A 20177-nucleotide genomic window follows, 5' to 3' on the forward strand; every position below is an offset into this window, starting at 1 on the left:
TCTGGGCGCAAGGAACTGGTGCGCTGCGCCTGGGGCGACTCGACGCCGGATTACGTGTCGTATCACGACGACGAGTGGGGCACCCCGCTGCGCGGCGGCAACGCGATGTACGAACGCTTGTGCCTGGAGTCGTTTCAGTCCGGGTTGTCCTGGATCACCATTCTGCGCAAAAGGGAGAACTTCCGCGCGGCGTTCGCGCGGTTCGACCCGAAGCTGGTCGCCGAATTCGACGGCTCGGACGTCGCACGGCTGATGGGGGACGCGGGGATCGTGCGCAACCGGGCCAAGATCGACGCCGCGATCCGCAACGCGGGCGCGGTGCTCGCGCTGGACGAGCCGTTGGACGAGTTGTTGTGGTCTTTCAAACCCGCCAAGCACAAGCGGCCGCGCACGATGAGCGACGTGCCCGCGGTGACCGACGAGTCGAAGGCGATGGCCAAGGAGCTCAAACGGCGCGGTTTCGTGTTCCTCGGTCCCACGACGTGTTACGCGCTGATGCAAGCCACCGGGATCGTCGACGACCATATCGCCACCTGCTGGCGGGCGAAGTGAAATGCCGCGGGAAATCGACCCTGTCCACAGTGTGCCGGTGCGTGACCATCTCGTTACCAAAAACGGGAAAAATAGCCCGGCGTGTCGCGTCTCGGCGTGTCGCGCGGGGAAGTCGTTGAAGTCGCATGTAGACCCGTTACCTCGAATCTGTCACACCAGGTCGGCGAGTGGTCACCAAACGACACGCAAAAGATCGGTTCGATTTCGTCGCGGTGAGCGGATAGGAGAGAATGGCGTTAGCCGAGGCTGGTGGACCCGGCCTGCGGTGGGCAGGCTATGACGGAGGGAGCACGCTATGGCGGCCATGAAGCCCCGGACCGGTGACGGTCCCCTCGAGGTGACTAAGGAGGGTCGGGGCATCGTGATGCGCGTCCCACTGGAGGGTGGTGGACGCCTGGTGGTGGAGATGTCACCGGACGAGGCCAGCGCCCTGGGGGACGCGTTGAAGGCCGCCGCGGGCTGACCACTCCTCTTCCGGCAGGCCCCGGTATCCGCTCTGAGTGGAGCCGGGGCCGCGTCACGTCTTGAAGCGAGCCGCAGGAGGTCTTGCGTTGCGCACGCCCGTGCCGTCGTTACCCAGTCCGATGCCCGAGATCGAGGTGGCGTCCGTACCTCGCCGTGGCATTCCCGTCGTCGTGCTCGCACACGGCGGCGACTCGCCGGTCTTGGGGCCGGGTGGCGCCGACCTGAGCGCCGACTGGGCGCAGATCGTCGGGCTGACCGGCAAAGCCGGTGAAGTGCACATCGCTGCCGGGCACGGTGCCGGTGTCCGCTGGGTCCTCGGTGTCGGTGACGGTGCGGCCCAGGAGTGGCGCAAAGCCGGGGCCGCGCTGGTGCGCGCGATCGAGGCCCGGGCCGACTCGGACTCCGACGCTGGCCGTCGTGTCACGAAGTCCGTGCAGCTCACGCTGCCGCCGGAGATCTCAGCGGAACAGATCTCGGCGTTCGTCCTTGGCGTGTCGCTGGGTGGCTACCGGTACAAGGTCTCCTCGACCCAGAAGCCACGGCTGAAGTCCCTGCGTCTGGTGACCGAGTCGGGCGCGGAGCTGAAGCCAGTGGTGGAACGCGCGGTGGCGGTCGCCCTGGGCACCACGGCGACGCGAGACATGGGTAACACGCCGTCCAACGTGAAAGACCCGGCTTGGCTGGCGTCGACCGCCGTCAAGCTGGCCGCGCAGCTGCCTGGGCTCACGGTGCGGGTGCGGGACGAGAAGTGGCTTGCCGCTGAGGGGTTCGGCGGGTTGCTGGCCGTCGGTGGCGGTTCGGTCAGTCCGCCCCGGTTCGTCGAACTGTCCTGGCGCCCCGCCAAGCCAGTTGGACCGCACATCGCCTACGTGGGCAAAGGCATCACGTTCGACACCGGCGGCATCTCGATCAAACCGGCGGACGGCATGCACCTGATGCGAACCGACATGTGCGGTGGCGCGTCGGTGATCGCGGCCCTGGTGACCATCGCCCGGCTCGGCCTGCCCGTCCGCGTGACGGGCCTGGTGCCGCTCGCGGAGAACCACGTCTCGGGTTCGTCCTACCGTCCCGGCGACATCGTCAAGCACTACGACGGCCAGACGACCGAGGTGAGCAACACCGACGCCGAAGGCCGGATGGTCCTCGCCGACGCCATCGGCTACGCGGTCCGTCGCGTGAAGCCGGACCTGATGGTCGACGTCGCGACCCTGACCGGCGCGATGAAAGTCACCCTCGGCGTCCGGACCGGCGGCCTGTTCGCGTCCGACGACGAACTGGCGAGAAGGATCATCGAGGCCGGTGCGCGCGGCGGTGAGGCCTGGTGGCGGATGCCGCTGCTGGCTGAGCTGGAAGACGAGGTCGTCAGCGACATCGCCGACTGGCGCCAGTGCCCACCCGGGCCCGGCGGCATCACGGCAGCGCTGTTCCTGCAGAAGTTCACCGCCGGAATCCCGTGGGCGCACATGGACATCGCAGGCCCGGCACGGGCCGAGAAGGTCTATGACGAGGTCGTTCCCGGCGCGACCGGCTTCTCGACGAGGACTTTGGTGGAGCTGGCGGAGTCCTACGCCTCCTGAGTCGAAGCGAAGTCCCGGAAGGCTCGCACCGCGGGCGTCAGCTGGTCGTGTGCGGGCCAGACCAGCGCGACCAACCTGCTTGCCTGCGGGCTCAACGAGATCTCGGCGAGCCCGGGCGACGGCACCTCGACCTCCGGCAGGATCGCCACGCCCAGCCCCGCGGCCACCAAGCCACGAACCGTGTCGGATTCCTGGCCCTCGAAGGCCATTCGCGGCGTGAACCCGGCTTCGGCGCACATGTCGTCGGTGATCTGCCGTAACCCGAACCCGTGCTCCAGCCCGACGAACTCCTCGTTCGCCAGCTCGGCGATCCGGACCTCCGCCCGGCCGGCGAGCCGGTGCGTGTCCGGTAGCACGACCCGCAGCTCCTGTCGTTGCACGGGTGTCCACGCCAGTTCGGGCTCGTCGGGCGGCGGGCCGAAGAACGCCAGATCCACTTCGCCTGACCGCAGCCGCGCGATGATGTCCGCGCGGGAAGCCTGAATCAGCCCGAACCGGACCCTCGGGTGGCGGAACCGGAACGCCCGCAGCAGCTCGGGGATCATCGACCGCCCGAGCATGTGCAGGAACCCGAGCACCACCCGGCCGCTGTCCGGATCGACCTCTTCGATCACTTGCCGCGTGCCTGCCTCGAAGGCGCCCATCGCGGAACTCGCCGCGTCGGCGAGCAACTGGCCTGCACGAGTCAGCCGTACGCCCCGACCGTCTTTGACCACGACCGGCGCACCGACTTCCGCGGACAGCGCGGCCAGCCAACGGCTCACGGTCGGCTGTGGCACGCCCAGAGCCGCAGCGACCCTGGTCACATTGCCTTCAAGAGCGAACAAGCGCAGCATCGCCAGCCGCGGCGCGATCGACGCGGCGAGTGATTCATGCGCTTGCGTATCGATAGGTCCATCATGCCGTATTGGACGTATTAGTTGTAGGTGCTTAACGTCAATCGGCGTGGACAGGTTGACCATCGGCATGGCCGCGGGTGGGCTCGCGAGTTTCGCCTTGCTCTACGCACCGCAGCCGGTGCTCCCGCAGCTCGCACATGAGTTCCAGATCACGCCTGGCCACGCGTCGCTTGCCATCGGTGTCGCCACCGGCGCACTGGCCGTCGCGGTCATCCCGTTGTCGCTGTTGTCCGAAGTCGTCGGCCGACGGCCGGTGATCCTGACATCCGTCGTCGTGGCGGCGCTGATTGGGCTTTCTCTTCCGCTTGTCCACGATTTTCGGCTTTTGATCGTTTTGCGTGCGCTGCAAGGTGTCGCGCTTGCCGGATTTCCCGCCGTTGCCATGACGTATCTGGCCGAGCACGGCAGGCCGAAAGCGATCGGAATGCTCGTCGCGGGCAATACATTCGGCGGAATGATCGGCCGGTTGCTCGCCGGTCTGTTCGGCACGTATCGCGGCGGCGTCGGGCTGGTCGCGATTTTCGCCACCCTCGCGACGGGCGTGCTCATCTGGTCGCTGCCCAAGCGAACCGAACCTGTCAAACGGACCGCACGCGGCCTCAGATCGGCGGTCACCCAACCACTCCTGTGGGCGCTGTACGCGGTCGCGTTCCTCGGCATGGGCTCCTTCGTCGCGATGTACAACGCGATCGGGTTCCGGCTCGCCGCGCCGCCGCTCGAACTCAGCCCGCAGATCGCCTCGCTCGTCTTCCTGGCCTACGCGATCGGCGGAGTGAACTCCGCGACCCTCGGCAGCCAGTCGAACCGGCGAAAAGTCCTCTTTGGAATGCTGGGCCTCACCGCGGCAGGCGTTCTGGTGACGATCCCGTCGCACGTCGTGCCGATCGCCATCGGGTTCGTGCTGCTCACGGCCGGATGGTTCGCGGCGCACGCCGCCGCGGGCGCGTGGGTGAACACCGCCTCGCCGAGCGCGGGTCCGGCGTCCGGCCTGTACAGCGGTGCGTACTACGCGGGGGCCTGTGTCGGCGGAACGATCGGGACCATGATCTACGCGGCGTGGGGCTGGAGCGTGCTGGTCGCCGCATCGGTGTCCTGGCTGTCGGTCGGCGCACTGGGCGTGTGGCTGGCCTTCCGGCGGAACACGCGGTCCAACGCGAAGAACTTGAGCAGGAACACCGGCGCGCCGCTGACCAGGTAGGTCAGGACCAGGCCGAACGACCGCCAACCGCGGTCGTCGATCAACGGTTCCAGCAGCCAGTCCATCACCGTCGTGATCCCGATGGACAGCGCGCCGCCCGCGGCGGTCACGACGATGTAGGCGATGATCTCGGCCCGCCTGCCCTCGTTGCCGACGTTGCCCCATGCCCACCGACGGATCAGCAGGAAGTGCGGCACGGACCCGACCAGGAACGCGATGGTGGTCGCTGTCATGGCGTCCATCTCCCACGCCCAGAACAGCACCAGCAGCGCCACTTGGCTCAACGCCGTCGCGAACAGCGACGCCATCGTGTACCGGGTGAAAATCCGCTTCACACTACGAGCATTACTCCTTCTCACTGAGATTGCCTTCAGGCAAGACCAACCTGTAGACATCGACAGTTTGCTGAGCGACCGTCGTCCAGGCGAACTCACGCTCGGCACGGGCCCGTCCGGCCTCGCCCATCGCGGTGGCCTTCGCCGGATCGCCGATCAGCTCGTTGACCTTGTCCGCCAGGCCAGAGCGGAATTCCTCGACGGCGTGCTCGTCGTAGTGGACCAGCAGACCGGTCTGGCCGTCGGCCACGACTTCGGGGATCCCGCCGACGTCCGAGGCGACGACAGCTGTGCCGCACGCCATAGCCTCCAGGTTCACGATCCCCAGCGGTTCGTACACCGAAGGGCACACGAACGTGGTCGCGTGGCTCAGGATCTGCCGTACCTCGGCGGGCTGCAGCATCTGCTGGATCCAGAACACGCCCGGCCGCTTCCGCGCCAGTTCGGACACCGCACGGGTGGTCTCCTCGGCGATCTCCGGCGTGTCGGGCGCACCCGCGCACAGCACGAGCTGAGCGTCCGGATCGATCTGGTGCCCGGCCGCGATCAGGTGCCCGACGCCCTTCTGCCGCGTGATCCGGCCGACGAACGCCACGATCGGCCGATCTGGGTCGATGCCGTAGTGCTCAAGTGCGTCTGTCTCGGTGACCGGGTGATAGGCGCTCGTGTCGATCCCATTGCGCACCACGTGCACCCGCGCTGGATCCAGTGCCGGATAGCAGTCGAGGACGTCCGTGCGCATGCCTTCGCTGACCGCGATGATCGCGTCGGCTGCTTCGTAGGCGGTCCGCTCGACCCAGGATGACAACCGGTACCCGCCCTTGAGCTGCTCAGCCTTCCACGGCCTGCGCGGTTCCAAGGAGTGGGCGGTGACGACATGCGGCACGCCGTGCAAGATCTTGCCAAGATGTCCGGCCATGTTGGCGTACCACGTGTGCGAGTGCAGCAGATCCACGCCTTCGGTCGCGGCCGTCATCGCCAGGTCGACCGACAACGTCTGCAGCGCCGCGTTGGCGTGCTCCAGGCCCGGCGCGGGCCCGTGTGAGTGCGCATCCGCCCGTGGCCCACCGAAAGCATGCACGTCCACCTCGATCAGTTCGCGCAGCCGGGGGACAAGGAAACCGACATGCACGCCTGCCCCGCCGTAGACCTCAGGCGGGTATTCGCGTGTCAGCAGACCGATTCGCACACTTGGTAACCGTAGTTGCCAATGGTTCGTTCCGGTGAACGTGACGCCAAACGTCGCGTTTCGATCTGGCCGTGATCGTGGTCAGGACACTAGGGTCCCAACCGTGACAGGCCAGCCGAAGGTGCTCGGGATCGTGCTGGCGGGCGGGGAGGGCAAACGCCTGTGGCCCCTGACCGCCGACCGGGCCAAGCCAGCCGTACCGTTCGCCGGCAACTACCGGTTAGTCGACTTCGTACTGTCCAACTTGGTCAATGCGGGCTACCACCGGTTGTGCGTACTGACCCAGTACAAGTCGCATTCGCTGGACCGGCACATCTCCACGACGTGGCGGTTGTCGAACATCCTCGGCCAGTACGTCACCCCGGTGCCCGCGCAGCAGCGCCTCGGTCCGCGGTGGTACACCGGTAGCGCGGACGCGATCTTCCAGTCGCTCAACCTGGTCTACGACGAACGCCCCGACCACATCGCGGTCTTCGGCGCCGACCACGTGTACCGGATGGATCCGTCCCAGATGGTCAGCCAGCACATCGACTCAGGGCTGGGCGTCACGGTCGCGGGCATCCGCGTACCGCGTGCGGAGGCGAGCGCCTTCGGCTGCATCGACTCGGACGAATCCGGCAAGATCACCCGGTTCTTGGAGAAACCCAAGGACCCGCCGCACGTGCCGGGCGACCCGGACGTCACGTTCGCCTCGATGGGCAACTACGTGTTCCGCACCGAGGTGCTCCTCGAAGCGCTCCGCGCGGACGCGGCGAACCCCGACTCCGACCACGACATGGGCGGCGACATCATCCCCATGCTCGTGGACGACAACAACGCGGCCGTCTACGACTTCGACGACAACGTCGTGCCCGGCGCGACCGAACGTGACCGCGGCTACTGGCGTGACGTGGGGACGCTCGACGCGTACTACGACGCGCACATGGACCTCGTGTCCGTGCACCCGGTGTTCAACCTCTACAACCAGGCATGGCCCATCCGTACGGCCACACCGCCGCTGCCACCCGCCAAGTTCGTCAACTCAGGTTCGGCCGTGGAGTCCATCGTCGGTCCAGGGACGATCGTGTCCGGCGCTTCGGTACGCGAGTCCGTCGTCAGCGCGGACGTGGTCGTGGACGACGGCGCGATTGTCGAGGGCAGCGTGTTGCTGCCGGGCGTACGCATCGGCAAGGGCGCGGTCGTACGACGGGCGATCCTGGACAAGAACGTGGTCGTGGCTGATGGCGCCCAGATCGGCGTGGACGTCGAGGCGGATCGGGAAAAGTACACCGTCAGCGCGGGCGGCGTGATCGTCCTGGGCAAGGGTGCCCAGGTCAGCTGAGCAGGGCCGTGAGCAGCTTGGTGAGCTGCTCCCGTTCTCGCTCTGACAGTGGCGCAAAGACCTCGTTCTGCACGTCCACGAGCACGGTGTCGAGCTTGATCAACTGCTTCTTGCCTCGCTCGGTCAGCGTGATCACGTTGCGCCTGCGGTCGGCGGGGTCAGCCGCGCGTTCCACCATGCCTCGCTCGGTCAGCTCGTTCAGGACCGCGACGAGATCGCTGCGGTAGATGCGCGTGCGATCGCTTAGTTCCGCCTGGCTGGCCGGGCCGAACTCGTCCAGCGTGGCGAGGACGGCGTAGTGCCATTTGCGTGCGTCCGCGGTGGCGAGCGCTTCGGTCACCCGTCGATCCGCGTGCATCGCGGCCATGGAAAGCAGCCGCGTCGGCTGGTTGCGCAAACGTGCTGCCTCGGTCACACCAGGATCCTAGCCCTTGTGTTAGTGGGACTAACGACCTAAATTTATTAGTGTCACTAACGTTAGTCGCACTAATGGAGGCGTCATGCCGACCGTGGAAGTCCTGGACTCGACCATGTACTACGAGGAAACCGGCACCGGCCTGCCGATGGTGTTCCTGCACGGAAATCCCAGCTCGTCGCACTTATGGCGGAACGTGCTGCCCGCGGTCGACCTGCCGTACCGGCTGCTGGCGCCCGACCTGATCGGCATGGGCCGCTCCGGCAAGCCCGATCTGGCGTACCGCTTCGACGACCACGCCCGCTACCTCGACGCCTGGTTCGAGCAGCTCGGACTGGACGACGTGGTGCTCGTCGGGCACGACTGGGGCGGCGCGCTCGCGTTCGACTGGGCGGCTCGTCACCCGGAGAAGGTCCGTGGCGTCGCGTTCTTCGAGACCATCATGCGGCCGCTGTCGTGGAGCGAACTGGGGGAGGCTCCCCGCGCCCGTGCCGAGCTGATGCGTGGACCGCAAGGGGAGGAGATGGCTCTCGGCACCAACTTCTTCGTGGAGACCGCGTTCACCAAAGGGGTGCTGAACCCGCTGAGTGAGGAGGAATTGCAGGCCTACCTGGCGCCGTTCCCGACCAGGGAAAGCCGCCGTCCCATCCTGACGTGGGCGCGCTCGTCGCCCCTCGACGGCGACCCTGCTGACGTCGTCGAGCGAGTGGAGGCTTACGGGAAGTGGCTGGCCGCCAGCGTCGACGTGCCCAAACTGCTGCTCACCTTCGAAGGCTCGCCCACCTTGCTGATCAAGCCGGAGATGGCCGAATGGTGCGCCGCGAACGTCGCTTCGCTGGAGACGGTCCACTGCGGCCCGGCCGGGCACCACGCACCCGAGGACCAGCCCGAGGCGATCGCCACGGCCATCGCCGGCTGGTGGCGCAGGCGGGAAAACGCCTAGGTTCCGGCGGCTGCGGTGAGCAACCGCCGCAACTCGGCCACTTCCGGCTCCACTTCGGCGGTCAGCTCCGCCAGCACGGCGTTTCCACCCGCGACACCTTTCATGCTGGTCGCGAGCTGATGGCGTTGGCCGACCTCGTTGAACCACCGGGCGAGCGTGAACGGCATCTCGATCATGGTGATCGTGCCCGGTTGGCTGGTGTGCGAGCCGCCACGTTCCTCGAAAAGGCCGCTGCCTTCCGTTCGGATCACGTCGATGAGCGTGCTGAGCGTCGACTGCAGGGCGCTCCAGCGAGTCGCCATGTCGGCTCCTGGCGCGGGCTCGGCGGGCAGCAACGGCACGATGCGCCGGGCGAGAGCGCGTTCCGCGTCGGTGACCGCCCAATCGCCTTCGAGTCCGAGCTCGGGCAAATCCACGTAGACCATGCTTTCACCCTAGGTGCGCCGTCAGGCCTTGGCGGCCACCAGCAGGCCGTCGCCGATCGGCAGCAACACGGGCACCAGGCGGTCGTCCTCCTTGACCAGGCGGGCGACCTCCCGCATCGCGTTCGTGTCCGGTTCACGGTCCTCAGGATCGGCCACGCGGCCCTTCCACAGCACGTTGTCGAACGCGAGCACCCCGCCCGGCCTGAGCAACCGGACACCCTGCTCGTAATAGCTGGGGTACTCGGTCTTGGCCGCGTCCACGAAGATCAGGTCGTAGCCCGAGTCGGTCAACCGGGGCAGCACGTCCAGCGCCCGGCCCATGATCAGCCTGGTCCGGCCGGGTGCGACGCCTTCGGCCGCGAACGCCTGCTTGGCAGCCGTCTGGTGTTCGGGTTCGACGTCGATCGACGTCAGCACGCCGTCCCCGGCCATCCCGCGCAGCAGGTAGAGGCCACTCACCCCGGCACCTGTGCCGACCTCGACCACGGCCTTGGCCCGCAGCGCGGTGGCAAGGAACTGCAGCGCGGCGCCGCCTGCCGCACCGATCGGCACACAGCCCAGCGCACGCCCGCGTGCACGGGCGGCGCTCAGCGTCTCGTCCTCGGCCAGGTAGTCCTCGACGTAGGCACGCAGCCCGGCCGGCCATTCGGGTGTCACGCCTGGCGAGATTAGCGCCGTCCGGGCCATTTCTGAGGGAACACTCAGCAAACGCGCCGATGGACGGATTCTCAGGTTCGTCTTAGCTCACTCTCACCCACCCCATAACGCCGTACACGAAGCTATCGACAACAAGGGGAGTCGCACAGCCGAAGTGGGGAACACCGTGAACGAGTCCGTCGTTGAGGAACGTAGTGGGCAGGTCAGTCCGCGGGAGGATACCCACCTGATGAGCGATTCCGACGTCGCGTTGGCGACGCCAGTCGAGCTGGACGACCAGCCGGCGTGGACACCCCCGACCTGGGACGAGGTCGTCAGGGAGCACGCTGACCGGGTCTACCGGCTCGCATACCGCCTCACCGGCAACTCGCACGACGCCGAGGACCTCACCCAGGAAACATTCATCCGGGTGTTCCGTTCGCTGGCTTCGTACAAGCCGGGGACCTTCGAGGGCTGGCTGCACCGGATCACCACGAACCTGTTCCTCGACATGGCACGCCGCCGCTCGCGGCTGCGCATGGAGGGACTGCCCGATGACACCGACCGGCTCGCCGGCGACGACCCGTCGCCTGAGCAGGTGTACTCGGAGACCCACCTCGACCCGGACCTGCAGGACGCGCTCGACGAGCTGCCGCCTGAGTTCCGTGCCGCCGTGGTCCTCTGCGACGTGGAAGGCCTGTCGTACGAGGAGATCGGCGCCACCCTCGGGGTCAAGCTGGGTACTGTTCGCAGCAGGATTCACCGTGGCCGTCAGGCCCTGCGCGCCTCGCTCGAGCGGCGCCGTGAGTTGACCCGGGAGGCTTCCGCATGACCGACCTGCGCGGGTGGAATCTGCCCGAGCAGCACCTGATGCCGGACGCAGTCGTGGCGTTCGTGGACGGCGAACTGCCTCCGGGCGCGCGTGATCGCGTGGCCGCGCACATGGTGAGCTGCTCATGCTGTGCCGCGGAGATCGCGGCTCAGCGGCAGGCGCGCGCAGCCGTCCGAGCTGCGGATGCCCCGTCGATGTCGGCCTCCTTGCTGGCCAACTTGCGGGCCATCCCACAGAACACCGACTTGCCCGGCATGCCCGACAACCTGGCGATGACCCAGGAAGGCCAGCTCGTGGCCATCCAACGGCCCGACCGCGTCGGAACAAGCAGACCGCTTGGCTCCAACGCGGCGTTAGGGTCCCAGCCTCGCCTTGGCGAGAGCCACAACGTCATCGGTCGCGGCCGCCGCACGGCTCAGGGCGCTGGCGTGGTCGTGTCCGGTCTCGTACTGGGCGCCCTCGCGCTCGTAGCTCCGTCCGGCGCGCCTGCGGCCAACGGTGACACGGCTCCGGCCGCACGGCCCAAGGCGCCTGTGCATGTCGCCCCGGTCCTCGTGGCACCCGGCGGCCCGATCATTCGCTGACTTTTCTCCTAGGACACGAAGCCCTCGTTATGACAACGGGGGCTTCGCGGCATTCCGGGTCCTTACTGGGCTTTCACCACCTGACAGGCAGGCTGAGCGCTGATGAGCCAGCACCCTGAGCAAAACCCGACGCCTGAGCCTGACCGGCTCGGCCCGCGCCCGCTGCGCAGGCCGTCGGTCGACCCCGCTCAGGCGGCCGTGTTCGGCAGGCCACCCGGCGTGGACAGCGCTTTCGCCAACCGGAACGGCAGCCACCCGGATCCGGCGCTGCGCGCGGCGCCGCCGCCCGCGGCCGCGCTGACCGAGGCGTTCAGCCGTCCGCCGGAGAACCCCGATGTGGTGCTGCAACGTCCGCCCGTCGACCAGAACGGCGACGCGCCGGTCGACGCGCCGCTGTGGTCGACGAAGGAAGCCGACCCGTGGCGTGACCCGGGTGCGGGCGCCATGATCGGCCCGCCCGCGCTCGACAAACCCGAGCCGGAGACGAAGGCCAAGGCCGCGAAGGACACCGGGCAGCTGCTCAGCGTGCCCGAGCTGTTGTTCGGGCGGCGCGTGAAGACCAGTGCGCTGATCATCCTCGCCGTGGTCGTGCTCGTGATCGGCGGCGCGGGTGGCGTGGTCGGCTGGGTCATCGCGCGCGCCGGTGACTCGTTGACCAGCGATGTGACTTTGGCCGAGGTCCAGCCAGGTGTGGAGCGCCCGCCCGGCTCGATCGCCGACATCGCCAAGCGCGTCGCTCCCGCGGTGGTGACCATCGAGGTCATCGGTGCCAACAGCGGTGAGACCGGGTCAGGTGCCGTGATCGACGGCCAGGGCTACATCGTCACGAACAACCACGTGATCCAGACCGCGGCCAGGGAAGCGTCGGCGAAGATGACGGCGGTGTTCCCCGACGGCAGCAGGGTCGACGCGAAACTGGTCGGCCGCGACCCGAAGACGGACCTCGCGGTGATCAAGGTGCAGGTCAACAACCCCACCGTGCTGCAGTTCGCCAACTCCGACGCGGTCGCGGTCGGCGACACAGTGATCGCCGTCGGCTCGCCGCTCGGCCTGTCCCACACGTTCACCGAAGGCATCGTCAGCGCGGTGCACCGCCCCCGCCTGCTGCCCGGCGACGGCGGCGACCCGCCCGTGGCCTACGACGCGATCCAGACCGACGCGTCCATCAACCCAGGCAACTCCGGCGGTCCGCTGGTCGACGCGACCGGTGCGGTGGTCGGTATCAACTCGTCGATCCTGGCGACGGAGGACAAAGGCTCGATCGGCCTTGGCTTCGCCATCCCGGCCAACGACGCGCGCAAGATCGTCCAAGCGCTGATCCGCGACGGCCAGGTCAAGCACGCGGAGATCGGCATCAACGCGGTGACCGACGTCAGCGCGGGCAGCTCACAGGGAGCACGCGCGGCGAACGTCGCGGAGAACAGCGCCGCGCAGAAGGCAGGCATCCGCGAGGGCGACATCATCACGAAGGTCGGCGACCGGATCGTCCGAAACTCGGCTGAGCTGACCGTGGCCGTACGAGCACATGAAATCGGGGCGAAGGTTCCGGTGGTGCTGGTGCGAGACGGCAGAGAGCTGACAATCGACGTCGTCCTGCAGTCCGACTGAGTCGGTAAGCTGAACCTGACTTGGTGGAGGTTGCGGCATGTTCGACAGCATCGGGTGGGCGGAGATCCTCGTCCTGTTGTTGGCTGGGCTGTTCATCCTCGGTCCGGAACGCCTGCCGTCGGCGGCGGCCTGGATCGGCAAGAGCATCCGCAAGGTTCGCGAGTTCGCCACAGGCGCCCGCGACCAGCTGCGCAACGAAATGGGCCCGGAGTTCGACGAACTGCGCAAGCCGCTGGAGAACCTGCGTGAGCTCCGCAGCTTCGACCCCAAGCGCATGGTCACCCAGCACCTGTTCAGCGACGAACCCGCCAACGGCACCAAGCCCAACGGCTACACACCGCCGCCACCGGCTTCCACACCACCGGCGAGCTCAACGCCCCCGCCGCTGAGCCCTGGCGAGAAGCCACCTTTCGACCCAGACGCGACCTGAGCGCGGGGCCCCGGGTTTGATCGAAGCGAAGGCACCATCGGCAAATCCGGTTGTCCACAACCGGCCAATAACCCTCTTGACCAGCCCATATCCTCGATAGACTGGCCAGGGGCCGTCCCCCGGGAGTGGCGGGGGATGTCCTTTTCTGGGGGGTGTCGTTGGACACGAAAAACCGCTGCAGCCGCAGGGCTACAGCGGTTCGTGGTGGGTTGTGCAGTCAGCGACCTGCTGGGGAGACCGACAGCATGCGGCCGGCCAGGCCGCGGGCTCGGACGGTCAGCCTCTTCGCGATGTCCTTCAGCACGATGGAGGCCGGGGCCTCCGGGTCCAGCTTGACCAGCGGTGTGCCCGCGTCTCCGCCTTCACGCAGCCGTGGGTCCAGTGGGACCTGGCCGAGCAGTGGCACCTCGGAGCCGACGGCCCGCGACAGCGAGTCGGACACCGTTTGCCCGCCGCCTTCGCCGAAGATGTCCATCCGGGAGCCGTCGGGCATCTGGAGCCAGGACATGTTCTCGATCACGCCCGCGATCCGCTGACGGGTCTGCAGTGCGATCGCGCCCGCGCGCTCGGCCACTTCCGCCGCTGCCTGCTGCGGGGTCGTCACCACCAGGATTTCCGCGTTCGGGATCAGCTGCGCCACCGAGATCGCGATGTCACCTGTGCCCGGCGGCAGGTCGAGCAGCAGGATGTCCAGGTCGCCCCAGAACACGTCGGCAAGGAACTGCTGCAGCGCCCGGTGCAGCATCGGACCACGCCACACCACCGGGGTGTTACCGGGGGTGAACATACCGATCGAGATCACCTTCACGCCGTTGGCCTGCGGCGGCATGATCATCTGCTCGACCTTGGTCGGCTTGCCGGTCGCACCCAGCATCCTGGGCACCGAGTGGCCGTAGATGTCGGCGTCGACCACGCCGACCGACAGGCCGCGTTCGGCCATCGCGACGGCCAGGTTCACCGTCACGCTCGACTTTCCTACGCCGCCCTTGCCCGATGCCACGCAGTACACGCGGGTCATGGAGCCTGGTTCGGCGAAGGGGATCTTCGGTTCGTCGCCGCGCAGCGACTTACGCATCGCGGTGCGCTGTTCGTCGTTCATGACGTCCAGCTCGACTCGCACGTCGCTCACGCCATCGAGCGCGGACACGGCGGCGGTCACGTCGCGGGTGATCTTGTCGCGCAGCGGGCAACCGGCCACGGTCAGGTACACGCCGACGTCGACAATGCCGTCCGGGTGCACCGTGACGTCCTTGACCATGCCGAGGTCCGTGATCGGGCGGTGGATCTCAGGGTCCTGCACGCCTGCGAGCGCCTTACGGACCGCTTCGACAGTGGGTATCACCTTTCTCATGCTACGGCGAGTAGAGCTAAAGCCCATGCTCGCCCTTATGAAGTAGGGCACTGCGCATCCACTTGCGCGCGTTCCGTAACATCAGGTTGTGCCGGAGTTAGGTGCAACCCGGTTGCCCACCCGAAGCGAAATGGACGCGTGGCGTTCATTTCTGCGCGCGCATGCCAAGGTCACTCGATGTCTTGAGGCCGAATTGCTCGCCGAGCAACGCCTTTCCCTCGGTGCCTACGACGTGCTTGCCGAACTGGCCGAGGCACCGGACCAGTGCCTGCGGATGGCGGAGCTGGCCGAGGCCGTTTTGCTGTCCCGCTCAGGTGTCACCCGTCTGGTGGACCGGTTGGAACGGGCCGGTCTTGTCGTGCGTGAACGCGTCGACGGTGATGGCCGTGGCGTGGTCGCGCGGTTGACGCCCGCGGGCGCGGCCAGGTTAGGGGTTGCGTCTCGGACGCATCTCGCAGGCATCTTGCGGCATTTCGTGGAGCTGCTCGACGAGCAAGAGCTGCACACCATAGGCGACTTGTCGCAGCGTGTCGCCGACGCTCAGCCCTGATCCCGCCAAGACGGGTTGTCCTTGATGCTGTCCGCGGACGCGCGGCGACGCGGTTTGGCGTTGAGGTCCTGGCGCAGACGGTCCAATTCGCTGCGTAGGTAGTCCCGTGTCGCGACTTCGCCGACGGCGATTCGCAACGCGGCGAGCTCGCGGGCCAGATATTCGGTGTCGGCCTTCGTTTGGGCCGCGCGTTTGCGGTCTTCCTCAAGTGAGATGCGGTCACGGTCGTCCTGGCGGTTCTGCGCGAGCAGGATCAACGGCGCCGCGTAAGCGGCCTGCGTGGAGAACGCCAGGTTGAGCAGGATGAACGGGTACGGGTCCCATTCCAGCGACGCGGCCGTCAGGTTCAGCGTGATCCAGATGATCACCACTAGGGTCTGCCAGAACAGGAACTTCCCGGTGCCGAGGAACCGGGCCAGCCGTTCGGAGAACCGGCCGAACGCCTCCGGGTCGATCTCGAACCGCAGCAGGCGCGGCCTGCCGGGCTGGTCGAGCCTGCGGCGGGGCAGCAGCTCAGGCATCGGTGGTGGCCTCCCACAACCCGTTCTCCCGCCAGCCTTCCGGCAGCAGGTGGTCAAGCACGTCATCGACGGTCACCGCGCCAAGCAGGTGCTCGGTCTCGTCCACCACGGGCGCGCAGACCAGGTTGTACGCGGCAAAATACCTGGTCACCTCGGCGAGCGACGCCGTCGGTGGCAGTTTGGCCAGCTCGGTGTCCAGCACGCCCGCGACCAGCTCCGACGGCGGTTCCCGCAGCAGGCGCTGCATGTGCACGCAGCCCAGGTACCGGCCGGTCGGTGTCGCGGATGGCGGCCGGGTCACGAACACCATGCTGGCCAAGGCCGGCGTCAGGTCGGGATTGCGCACCCGCGCGAGCGCTTCCGCGATGGTCGCGTCCGGGGCCAGCACGATCGGCTCCGGCGTCATCAGACCACCGGCGGTGTCCGAGGAGTACTCGAGCAACCGCTTGACCGACTCGGATTCCTCCGGCTCCATCAGCTCCAGCAGCCGGTTCTTGTCCAGTTCGGACAGCTCGGCCAGCAGGTCGGCGGCGTCGTCGGGGTCCATCGTCTCGAGGATGTCGGCGGCGCGTTCCTCGTCGAGGTGTGACAGCAGATCCTTCTGGTCGTCCTCGGGCAGTTCCTCGATCACGTCCGCGAGGCGCTCGTCGTCCAGCTCGTCGGCGATCTCGTAACGCCGTTTGGGCGGCAGGTCGCGCAGCGCGGCGGCGACGTCGGCCGCGCGCATGCCCTCGAAGATGCTCAGAAGTTGTTGCGCGCCTTGAGGTTGCGCGGCCAGGTCGAGGACTCCGGGGCCACGCACGTCTTCCCACTTCACGATCCGGACCGGGCCGCGCCTGCCGAACCGGCCGATCCGCTGACGGATCGCGACGCGTCCGAGGACCCAGTCGCGCGTGCGCGTCGGTTCCATCCCGATGTCCTCGACGACCGCCTTCGCATCGGACGCTTCGATCGTGACGTGTGCGTCCAGCAGCTGCCCGACGACCAGAACCTCGTTAGGGCGCTGGTGGAAATGGCGGAGGTTGACCGAGCCGGTGGACAACGTCACGGCGTTCGCCTCGATCGACGTCACCCGCAACATAGGTACGAAGATGCGTCGTCGGGTCGCGAGTTCGACGACGACGCCGAGGACCCTCGGCGGCAGGCGGTCGGCGCGCAGCCCGGCGACGATGTCTCGGACCCGGCCGATCCGCTCGCCATCCGGCCCGAACACCGCGAGACCGGCGAGCTGACCCGCGAAAACCCGGTTTGTGGCGGCCACGTGATCAGGCTAGTGGGCCGCTGCCGGTAACGCCTGGTGCGCCCCGCACGTCTAGGTGGGCATGGAACGCGTACAAGATCCGGTCACCAAGTGGTGTGTCCTGATCGAGGAGACGGTCGGCCGTGGTGAGAGCCAGCGGTGGGGTGTTTCGGAGATCAGCAAGTTCGACACGAGGGACGAGGCGCTCGCCGCAGCGGAGCAGGCGGTGCGCGAGTACCAGCCGCAGCATCCGACGTTCGCGAAGGGACGGGACGCCTACCAGGTGGGCGAGGACTCCTGGATCGTGTGGGTGCCGGGTGCGACGCGCGAGTATCACTTCCGTGTCTCGGTGGGGAAGCAGGTGTGATGTGGAGCCCGAAGAGGAGACCAGGCGCGTACCGCTCGACCGGTGGTGTGTCCTGATCGAGGAGACCGTCGGCCACAGCAGTTACCTCCGGTGGGAGCTGACGCGTATCAAGTCGTTCGGCAGTCGAGCTGACGCGCTGGCGGAAGCCGCGAACTTGGCCAAGGGCTATGAACCCCAGCACCCCGGGAAGGGCCGCAGCCGCCGGATTTTCCGGACCGGCGAAGACCTGTGGACGGTCCAGGTGCGCGGCGCCAAGGACGAGACGTCCCATTTCCGGGTGGTTGTCGCGAAACCCGAGACTCCGTAAGAAAGGGGAACGCCCGGATCACCAGCCGGTGTAAGGGAATCGGCGTAGCATCGGCCTTACCAGATGGGTGGTGGTGCCGATGCTCATCGAAATTCTCACCGGGGTCGTCGCACTCGGTGGCGTGTGGGTCGGGCTCTCGGCCCGCGTGGTGAACCAATACGAGCGGGGTCTGGTGCTGCGCTGGGGCAAAGTGCACCGCCAGCCCCGCGAGCCGGGACTGACGATGATGCTGCCGATCGCCGACCGGATGCGGAAAGTCAACATGCAGATCGTCGCGATGCCGGTGCCCGCACAGGAAGGCATCACGCGCGACAACGTGACGGTCAAAGTGGACGCGGTGGTGTATTTCAAAGTCATCGACCCGGTCCAGGCCGTGATCGGCGTCGAGGATTACCGGTACGCCGTCGGCCAGGTCGCGCAGACCTCACTGCGGTCGATCATCGGCAAAAGCGAGCTCGACGACCTGCTGGCCAACCGTGAGCGGCTCAACCAGGGCCTCGAGGTGATGATCGACAGCCCGGCGCTGGAATGGGGAATCCACATCGACCGGGTTGAGATCAAAGATGTCGCTCTGCCCGAATCCATGAAGCGCTCGATGTCCCGGCAGGCCGAAGCGGAACGGGAGCGCAGGGCGAGGGTTATTGCCGCAGATGGCGAGTTTCAGGCATCTCAGAAGTTGTCCGAAGCCGCCGCTGTGATGGCAAACACACCGGCCGCACTGCAACTCAGACTGCTTGAAACCGTCGTAGAAGTAGCGGCCGAGAAAAATTCGACGCTCGTCCTGCCGTTCCCGGTCGAGTTACTCAGATTCCTGGAAAACGCGGCGAAGGTCACAGGACAATCACAGGAGAAAACCGACTAATTACTCGCTGTATTCGGTTGCTATGAGCACAGCCACAAAATGTGTGATCAATTTGCTCGGAGCCGATCACCGGGTTAACGCTTGTCGGCATGAGTTCTAGACGTTTTCGGATCTTCCGCAAGCGGCAGGAGGACGACCTGCTGCAGCGCAGCATGCGGACCTGCCCTGGTTGCCAGCGTGACGTGCACGTTTTCGCCGCGGGCTGCCGCCACTGCGGCCAGCAGCTGGATATCGCCAGCTGAGAGCCGCTTCACACCGCACGACCCCGGACAGGCGCGATACTGCTGAGTAACTGACACCGACGTTACGGGAGCAGATCATGGCTCGCCTTGCCCAGACCGCCGGACTGACCGACATCCAGAGCGAGATCCTGGCGACGGTCCGCGGATTCGTGGACAAGGAGGTCATCCCGCACGCGCAGGCCCTCGAACACGGTGACGAGTACCCGAGCGACATCGTCGAGGGCATGAAGGAAATGGGCCTCTTCGGCCTGACCATCCCGGAGGAGTACGGCGGCCTGGGCGAGTCCCTGCTGACCTACGCCTTGGTCGTCGAGGAGATCGCGCGCGGCTGGATGAGCGTGTCGGGCGTGATCAACACCCACTTCATCGTCGCGCACATGATCAAGCAGCACGGCACCGACGAGCAGAAGCAGTACTTCCTGCCCCGGATGGCGACCGGCGAGGTGCGCGGGGCGTTCTCGATGTCCGAACCGGACCTCGGCTCGGACGTCGCGGCGATCAAGACCAAGGCCAAGAAGGACGGCGACTCGTACACGATCGACGGCCAGAAGATGTGGCTGACCAACGGTGGAACGTCCACATTGATCGCCCTGCTGGCCAAAACCGACGAGGGAGCGCCGAAAGCGCACCAGAACCTGACCGCGTTCCTGGTCGAGAAGCCGACCGGCTTCGGTGAGGTCGCGCCGGGCCTGACGATCCCCGGCAAGATCGACAAAATGGGCTACAAGGGCGTGGACACAACGGAAGCGGTGTTTTCCGGCTACCAGATCCCGGCCAGCCGCGTGCTCGGCGAGGCGCCGGGCAAGGGCTTCGCGCAGATGATGGACGGCGTCGAGGTCGGCCGGGTGAACGTCGCGGCGCGGGCGTGCGGCATCGCGATCCGCGCGTTCGAGCTCGCGATCGAATACGCACAGCAGCGCAAGACTTTCGGCAAGGCGATCGCGGAACACCAAGCGATCGCCTTCAAGCTCGCCGAGATGGCCACGAAGGTCGAAGCCGCCCACCTGATGATGGTGAATGCGGCGCGCCTCAAGGACTCCGGCGCGCGCAACGACGTCGAAGCCGGCATGGCCAAACTGATCGCATCCGAGTACTGCGCGGAAGTGACGCAGGACGCGTTCCGGATCCACGGCGGCTACGGCTACTCCAAGGAGTACGAGATCGAGCGCCTGATGCGGGAGGCCCCGTTCCTGCTGATCGGCGAAGGCACGAGCGAGATCCAGAAGACCATCATCAGCCGTGGCCTGTTGCGCGAGTACAAGTCCCGCAGCTGATATTCCGAGGGCGGCGTGCATGAAGTTCGGAGTACGCCGCCCGGCCTGATATCT

At 67.0% G+C, this 20177-nt stretch carries 24 protein-coding genes and 1 pseudogene; 16 read left to right on the plus strand and 9 right to left on the minus strand.

Going from position 1 to position 20177, the window contains the following annotated elements; all coding sequences use genetic code 11:
- Positions 1-15 precede the first annotated feature (15 nt).
- From B9C43_RS26370 to B9C43_RS26380, 3 genes are all read left to right on the plus strand, one after another.
- A complete protein-coding gene (locus tag B9C43_RS26370) occupies positions 16-552 on the plus strand; it encodes a DNA-3-methyladenine glycosylase I (RefSeq protein WP_084429860.1) in 537 nt (178 codons plus the stop codon).
- A 295-nt stretch (positions 553-847) separates the two neighbouring features.
- Positions 848-1015, plus strand: a complete 168-nt coding sequence (locus B9C43_RS26375) for a DUF3117 domain-containing protein (RefSeq protein WP_084429709.1) — start codon at positions 848-850, stop codon at positions 1013-1015.
- Between the two features lie 121 nt (positions 1016-1136).
- On the plus strand, positions 1137-2594 hold the full coding sequence (locus B9C43_RS26380; protein WP_235038839.1) for a leucyl aminopeptidase family protein: 1458 nt from the start codon (positions 1137-1139) through the stop codon (positions 2592-2594).
- On the opposite strand, the gene B9C43_RS26385 is transcribed toward B9C43_RS26380, so the two are convergent.
- The gene (locus B9C43_RS26385) at positions 2582-3400 is read right to left on the minus strand and encodes a LysR family transcriptional regulator (RefSeq protein ID WP_407657122.1); all 819 of its coding nucleotides are present in this window, start codon (positions 3398-3400) and stop codon (positions 2582-2584) included. The two genes, B9C43_RS26380 and B9C43_RS26385, sit on opposite strands and share 13 nt — an antisense overlap.
- A gap of 139 nt (positions 3401-3539) precedes the next feature.
- On the opposite strand from B9C43_RS26385, the gene B9C43_RS26390 reads away from it, so the two are divergent.
- Positions 3540-4691 carry an MFS transporter gene (locus tag B9C43_RS26390; RefSeq protein WP_235038840.1) on the plus strand — a complete coding sequence of 384 codons (1152 nt, stop codon included), beginning with the start codon at positions 3540-3542 and terminating at the stop codon, positions 4689-4691.
- Positions 4692-4711: 20 nt separating this feature from the next.
- Here B9C43_RS26390 and B9C43_RS58655 read toward each other — a convergent pair.
- Positions 4712-5086, minus strand: a pseudogene (locus B9C43_RS58655) (GtrA family protein); the annotation flags it as partial.
- On the minus strand, positions 5037-6215 hold the full coding sequence (glgA, locus tag B9C43_RS26400) for a glycogen synthase (protein ID WP_084429713.1): 1179 nt from the start codon (positions 6213-6215) through the stop codon (positions 5037-5039). The gene glgA and the pseudogene B9C43_RS58655, both read right to left, overlap by 50 nt.
- A 103-nt stretch (positions 6216-6318) precedes the next feature.
- On the opposite strand from glgA, the gene glgC reads away from it, so the two are divergent.
- Positions 6319-7536: a glucose-1-phosphate adenylyltransferase gene (gene glgC, locus B9C43_RS26405; RefSeq protein ID WP_143446592.1), complete on the plus strand. Its 1218-nt coding sequence runs from the start codon at positions 6319-6321 to the stop codon at positions 7534-7536.
- Here glgC and B9C43_RS26410 read toward each other — a convergent pair.
- The gene (locus B9C43_RS26410; protein ID WP_235038841.1) at positions 7529-7951 is read right to left on the minus strand and encodes a MarR family winged helix-turn-helix transcriptional regulator; all 423 of its coding nucleotides are present in this window, start codon (positions 7949-7951) and stop codon (positions 7529-7531) included. The two genes, glgC and B9C43_RS26410, sit on opposite strands and share 8 nt — an antisense overlap.
- Positions 7952-8036: 85 nt before the next feature.
- On the opposite strand from B9C43_RS26410, the gene B9C43_RS26415 reads away from it, so the two are divergent.
- On the plus strand, positions 8037-8894 hold the full coding sequence (locus B9C43_RS26415; protein ID WP_084429714.1) for a haloalkane dehalogenase: 858 nt from the start codon (positions 8037-8039) through the stop codon (positions 8892-8894).
- On the opposite strand, the gene B9C43_RS26420 is transcribed toward B9C43_RS26415, so the two are convergent.
- On the minus strand, positions 8891-9319 hold the full coding sequence (locus B9C43_RS26420; protein ID WP_084429715.1) for a hypothetical protein: 429 nt from the start codon (positions 9317-9319) through the stop codon (positions 8891-8893). The two genes, B9C43_RS26415 and B9C43_RS26420, sit on opposite strands and share 4 nt — an antisense overlap.
- A gap of 21 nt (positions 9320-9340) precedes the next feature.
- Entirely contained in the window at positions 9341-9976 is a 636-nt protein-coding gene (locus B9C43_RS26425; protein WP_235038842.1) for an O-methyltransferase, read from the minus strand.
- 166 nt (positions 9977-10142) lie between these two features.
- Here B9C43_RS26425 and sigE point away from each other — a divergent pair, with 166 nt between their 5' ends.
- The 4 genes from sigE (at position 10143) to tatB (ending at position 13409) form a co-directional block, all read left to right on the plus strand.
- Positions 10143-10787: an RNA polymerase sigma factor SigE gene (gene sigE, locus B9C43_RS26430; protein WP_084429863.1), complete on the plus strand. Its 645-nt coding sequence runs from the start codon at positions 10143-10145 to the stop codon at positions 10785-10787.
- On the plus strand, positions 10784-11371 hold the full coding sequence (locus B9C43_RS26435) for a zf-HC2 domain-containing protein (RefSeq protein WP_033389565.1): 588 nt from the start codon (positions 10784-10786) through the stop codon (positions 11369-11371). The genes sigE and B9C43_RS26435 overlap by 4 nt, the downstream gene beginning before the upstream one ends.
- 102 nt (positions 11372-11473) lie before the next feature.
- Positions 11474-12979, plus strand: coding sequence for a S1C family serine protease (locus B9C43_RS26440; RefSeq protein WP_084429717.1), 1506 nt, complete (start codon positions 11474-11476; stop codon positions 12977-12979).
- Between the two features lie 37 nt (positions 12980-13016).
- Positions 13017-13409 (plus strand): Sec-independent protein translocase protein TatB, encoded by a 393-nt coding sequence (tatB, locus tag B9C43_RS26445; RefSeq protein WP_033389567.1) that lies wholly within the window; start codon positions 13017-13019, stop codon positions 13407-13409.
- A 217-nt stretch (positions 13410-13626) separates the two neighbouring features.
- On the opposite strand, the gene B9C43_RS26450 is transcribed toward tatB, so the two are convergent.
- Positions 13627-14760: an Mrp/NBP35 family ATP-binding protein gene (locus B9C43_RS26450; RefSeq protein ID WP_084429718.1), complete on the minus strand. Its 1134-nt coding sequence runs from the start codon at positions 14758-14760 to the stop codon at positions 13627-13629.
- Between the two features lie 130 nt (positions 14761-14890).
- Between B9C43_RS26450 and B9C43_RS26455 the strand changes: the two genes are divergently transcribed.
- Positions 14891-15310 (plus strand): MarR family winged helix-turn-helix transcriptional regulator, encoded by a 420-nt coding sequence (locus B9C43_RS26455; RefSeq protein WP_051896984.1) that lies wholly within the window; start codon positions 14891-14893, stop codon positions 15308-15310.
- Here B9C43_RS26455 and B9C43_RS26460 read toward each other — a convergent pair.
- On the minus strand, positions 15301-15831 hold the full coding sequence (locus B9C43_RS26460; protein WP_084429719.1) for a DUF1003 domain-containing protein: 531 nt from the start codon (positions 15829-15831) through the stop codon (positions 15301-15303). The two genes, B9C43_RS26455 and B9C43_RS26460, sit on opposite strands and share 10 nt — an antisense overlap.
- Positions 15824-17092 carry a magnesium transporter MgtE N-terminal domain-containing protein gene (locus B9C43_RS26465; protein ID WP_033389572.1) on the minus strand — a complete coding sequence of 423 codons (1269 nt, stop codon included), beginning with the start codon at positions 17090-17092 and terminating at the stop codon, positions 15824-15826. The genes B9C43_RS26460 and B9C43_RS26465 overlap by 8 nt, the downstream gene beginning before the upstream one ends.
- 61 nt (positions 17093-17153) lie before the next feature.
- On the opposite strand from B9C43_RS26465, the gene B9C43_RS26470 reads away from it, so the two are divergent.
- The 5 genes from B9C43_RS26470 to B9C43_RS26485 all read left to right on the plus strand — a co-directional run bounded on the left by B9C43_RS26470 (position 17154) and on the right by B9C43_RS26485 (position 20123).
- Positions 17154-17438 (plus strand): hypothetical protein, encoded by a 285-nt coding sequence (locus B9C43_RS26470; RefSeq protein ID WP_084429720.1) that lies wholly within the window; start codon positions 17154-17156, stop codon positions 17436-17438.
- Position 17439: 1 nt separating this feature from the next.
- Positions 17440-17745 (plus strand): hypothetical protein, encoded by a 306-nt coding sequence (locus tag B9C43_RS26475; protein ID WP_084429721.1) that lies wholly within the window; start codon positions 17440-17442, stop codon positions 17743-17745.
- 79 nt (positions 17746-17824) lie between these two features.
- Positions 17825-18607, plus strand: coding sequence for a slipin family protein (locus B9C43_RS26480; RefSeq protein ID WP_084429864.1), 783 nt, complete (start codon positions 17825-17827; stop codon positions 18605-18607).
- A gap of 89 nt (positions 18608-18696) precedes the next feature.
- Positions 18697-18849, plus strand: a complete 153-nt coding sequence (locus B9C43_RS56875) for a hypothetical protein (RefSeq protein WP_160096707.1) — start codon at positions 18697-18699, stop codon at positions 18847-18849.
- Between the two features lie 77 nt (positions 18850-18926).
- Entirely contained in the window at positions 18927-20123 is a 1197-nt protein-coding gene (locus B9C43_RS26485) for an acyl-CoA dehydrogenase family protein (RefSeq protein WP_033389578.1), read from the plus strand.
- The last annotated feature ends 54 nt before the right edge of the window (positions 20124-20177 follow it).

The sequence above is a fragment of the Kibdelosporangium aridum genome, assembly GCF_900176515.1.
Taxonomy (GTDB): Bacteria; Actinomycetota; Actinomycetes; order Mycobacteriales; family Pseudonocardiaceae; genus Kibdelosporangium; species Kibdelosporangium aridum.

Excerpts from the sequence above, each read along its gene's own strand:
- B9C43_RS26375 (WP_084429709.1), top strand. The coding sequence starts at position 848 with ATGGCGGCCATGAAGCCCCGGACCGGTGACGGTCCCCTCGAGGTGACT.
- B9C43_RS26380 (WP_235038839.1), top strand. The coding sequence starts at position 1,137 with ATGCCCGAGATCGAGGTGGCGTCCGTACCTCGCCGTGGCATTCCCGTC.
- B9C43_RS26415 (WP_084429714.1), top strand. The coding sequence starts at position 8,037 with ATGCCGACCGTGGAAGTCCTGGACTCGACCATGTACTACGAGGAAACC.
- B9C43_RS26420 (WP_084429715.1), bottom strand. The coding sequence starts at position 9,319 with ATGGTCTACGTGGATTTGCCCGAGCTCGGACTCGAAGGCGATTGGGCG.
- B9C43_RS26435 (WP_033389565.1), top strand. The coding sequence starts at position 10,784 with ATGACCGACCTGCGCGGGTGGAATCTGCCCGAGCAGCACCTGATGCCG.
- B9C43_RS26440 (WP_084429717.1), top strand. The coding sequence starts at position 11,474 with ATGAGCCAGCACCCTGAGCAAAACCCGACGCCTGAGCCTGACCGGCTC.
- tatB (WP_033389567.1), top strand. The coding sequence starts at position 13,017 with ATGTTCGACAGCATCGGGTGGGCGGAGATCCTCGTCCTGTTGTTGGCT.
- B9C43_RS26450 (WP_084429718.1), bottom strand. The coding sequence starts at position 14,760 with ATGAGAAAGGTGATACCCACTGTCGAAGCGGTCCGTAAGGCGCTCGCA.
- B9C43_RS26455 (WP_051896984.1), top strand. The coding sequence starts at position 14,891 with ATGGACGCGTGGCGTTCATTTCTGCGCGCGCATGCCAAGGTCACTCGA.
- B9C43_RS26460 (WP_084429719.1), bottom strand. The coding sequence starts at position 15,831 with ATGCCTGAGCTGCTGCCCCGCCGCAGGCTCGACCAGCCCGGCAGGCCG.
- B9C43_RS26470 (WP_084429720.1), top strand. The coding sequence starts at position 17,154 with ATGGAACGCGTACAAGATCCGGTCACCAAGTGGTGTGTCCTGATCGAG.
- B9C43_RS26480 (WP_084429864.1), top strand. The coding sequence starts at position 17,825 with ATGCTCATCGAAATTCTCACCGGGGTCGTCGCACTCGGTGGCGTGTGG.
- B9C43_RS56875 (WP_160096707.1), top strand. The coding sequence starts at position 18,697 with ATGAGTTCTAGACGTTTTCGGATCTTCCGCAAGCGGCAGGAGGACGAC.
- B9C43_RS26485 (WP_033389578.1), top strand. The coding sequence starts at position 18,927 with ATGGCTCGCCTTGCCCAGACCGCCGGACTGACCGACATCCAGAGCGAG.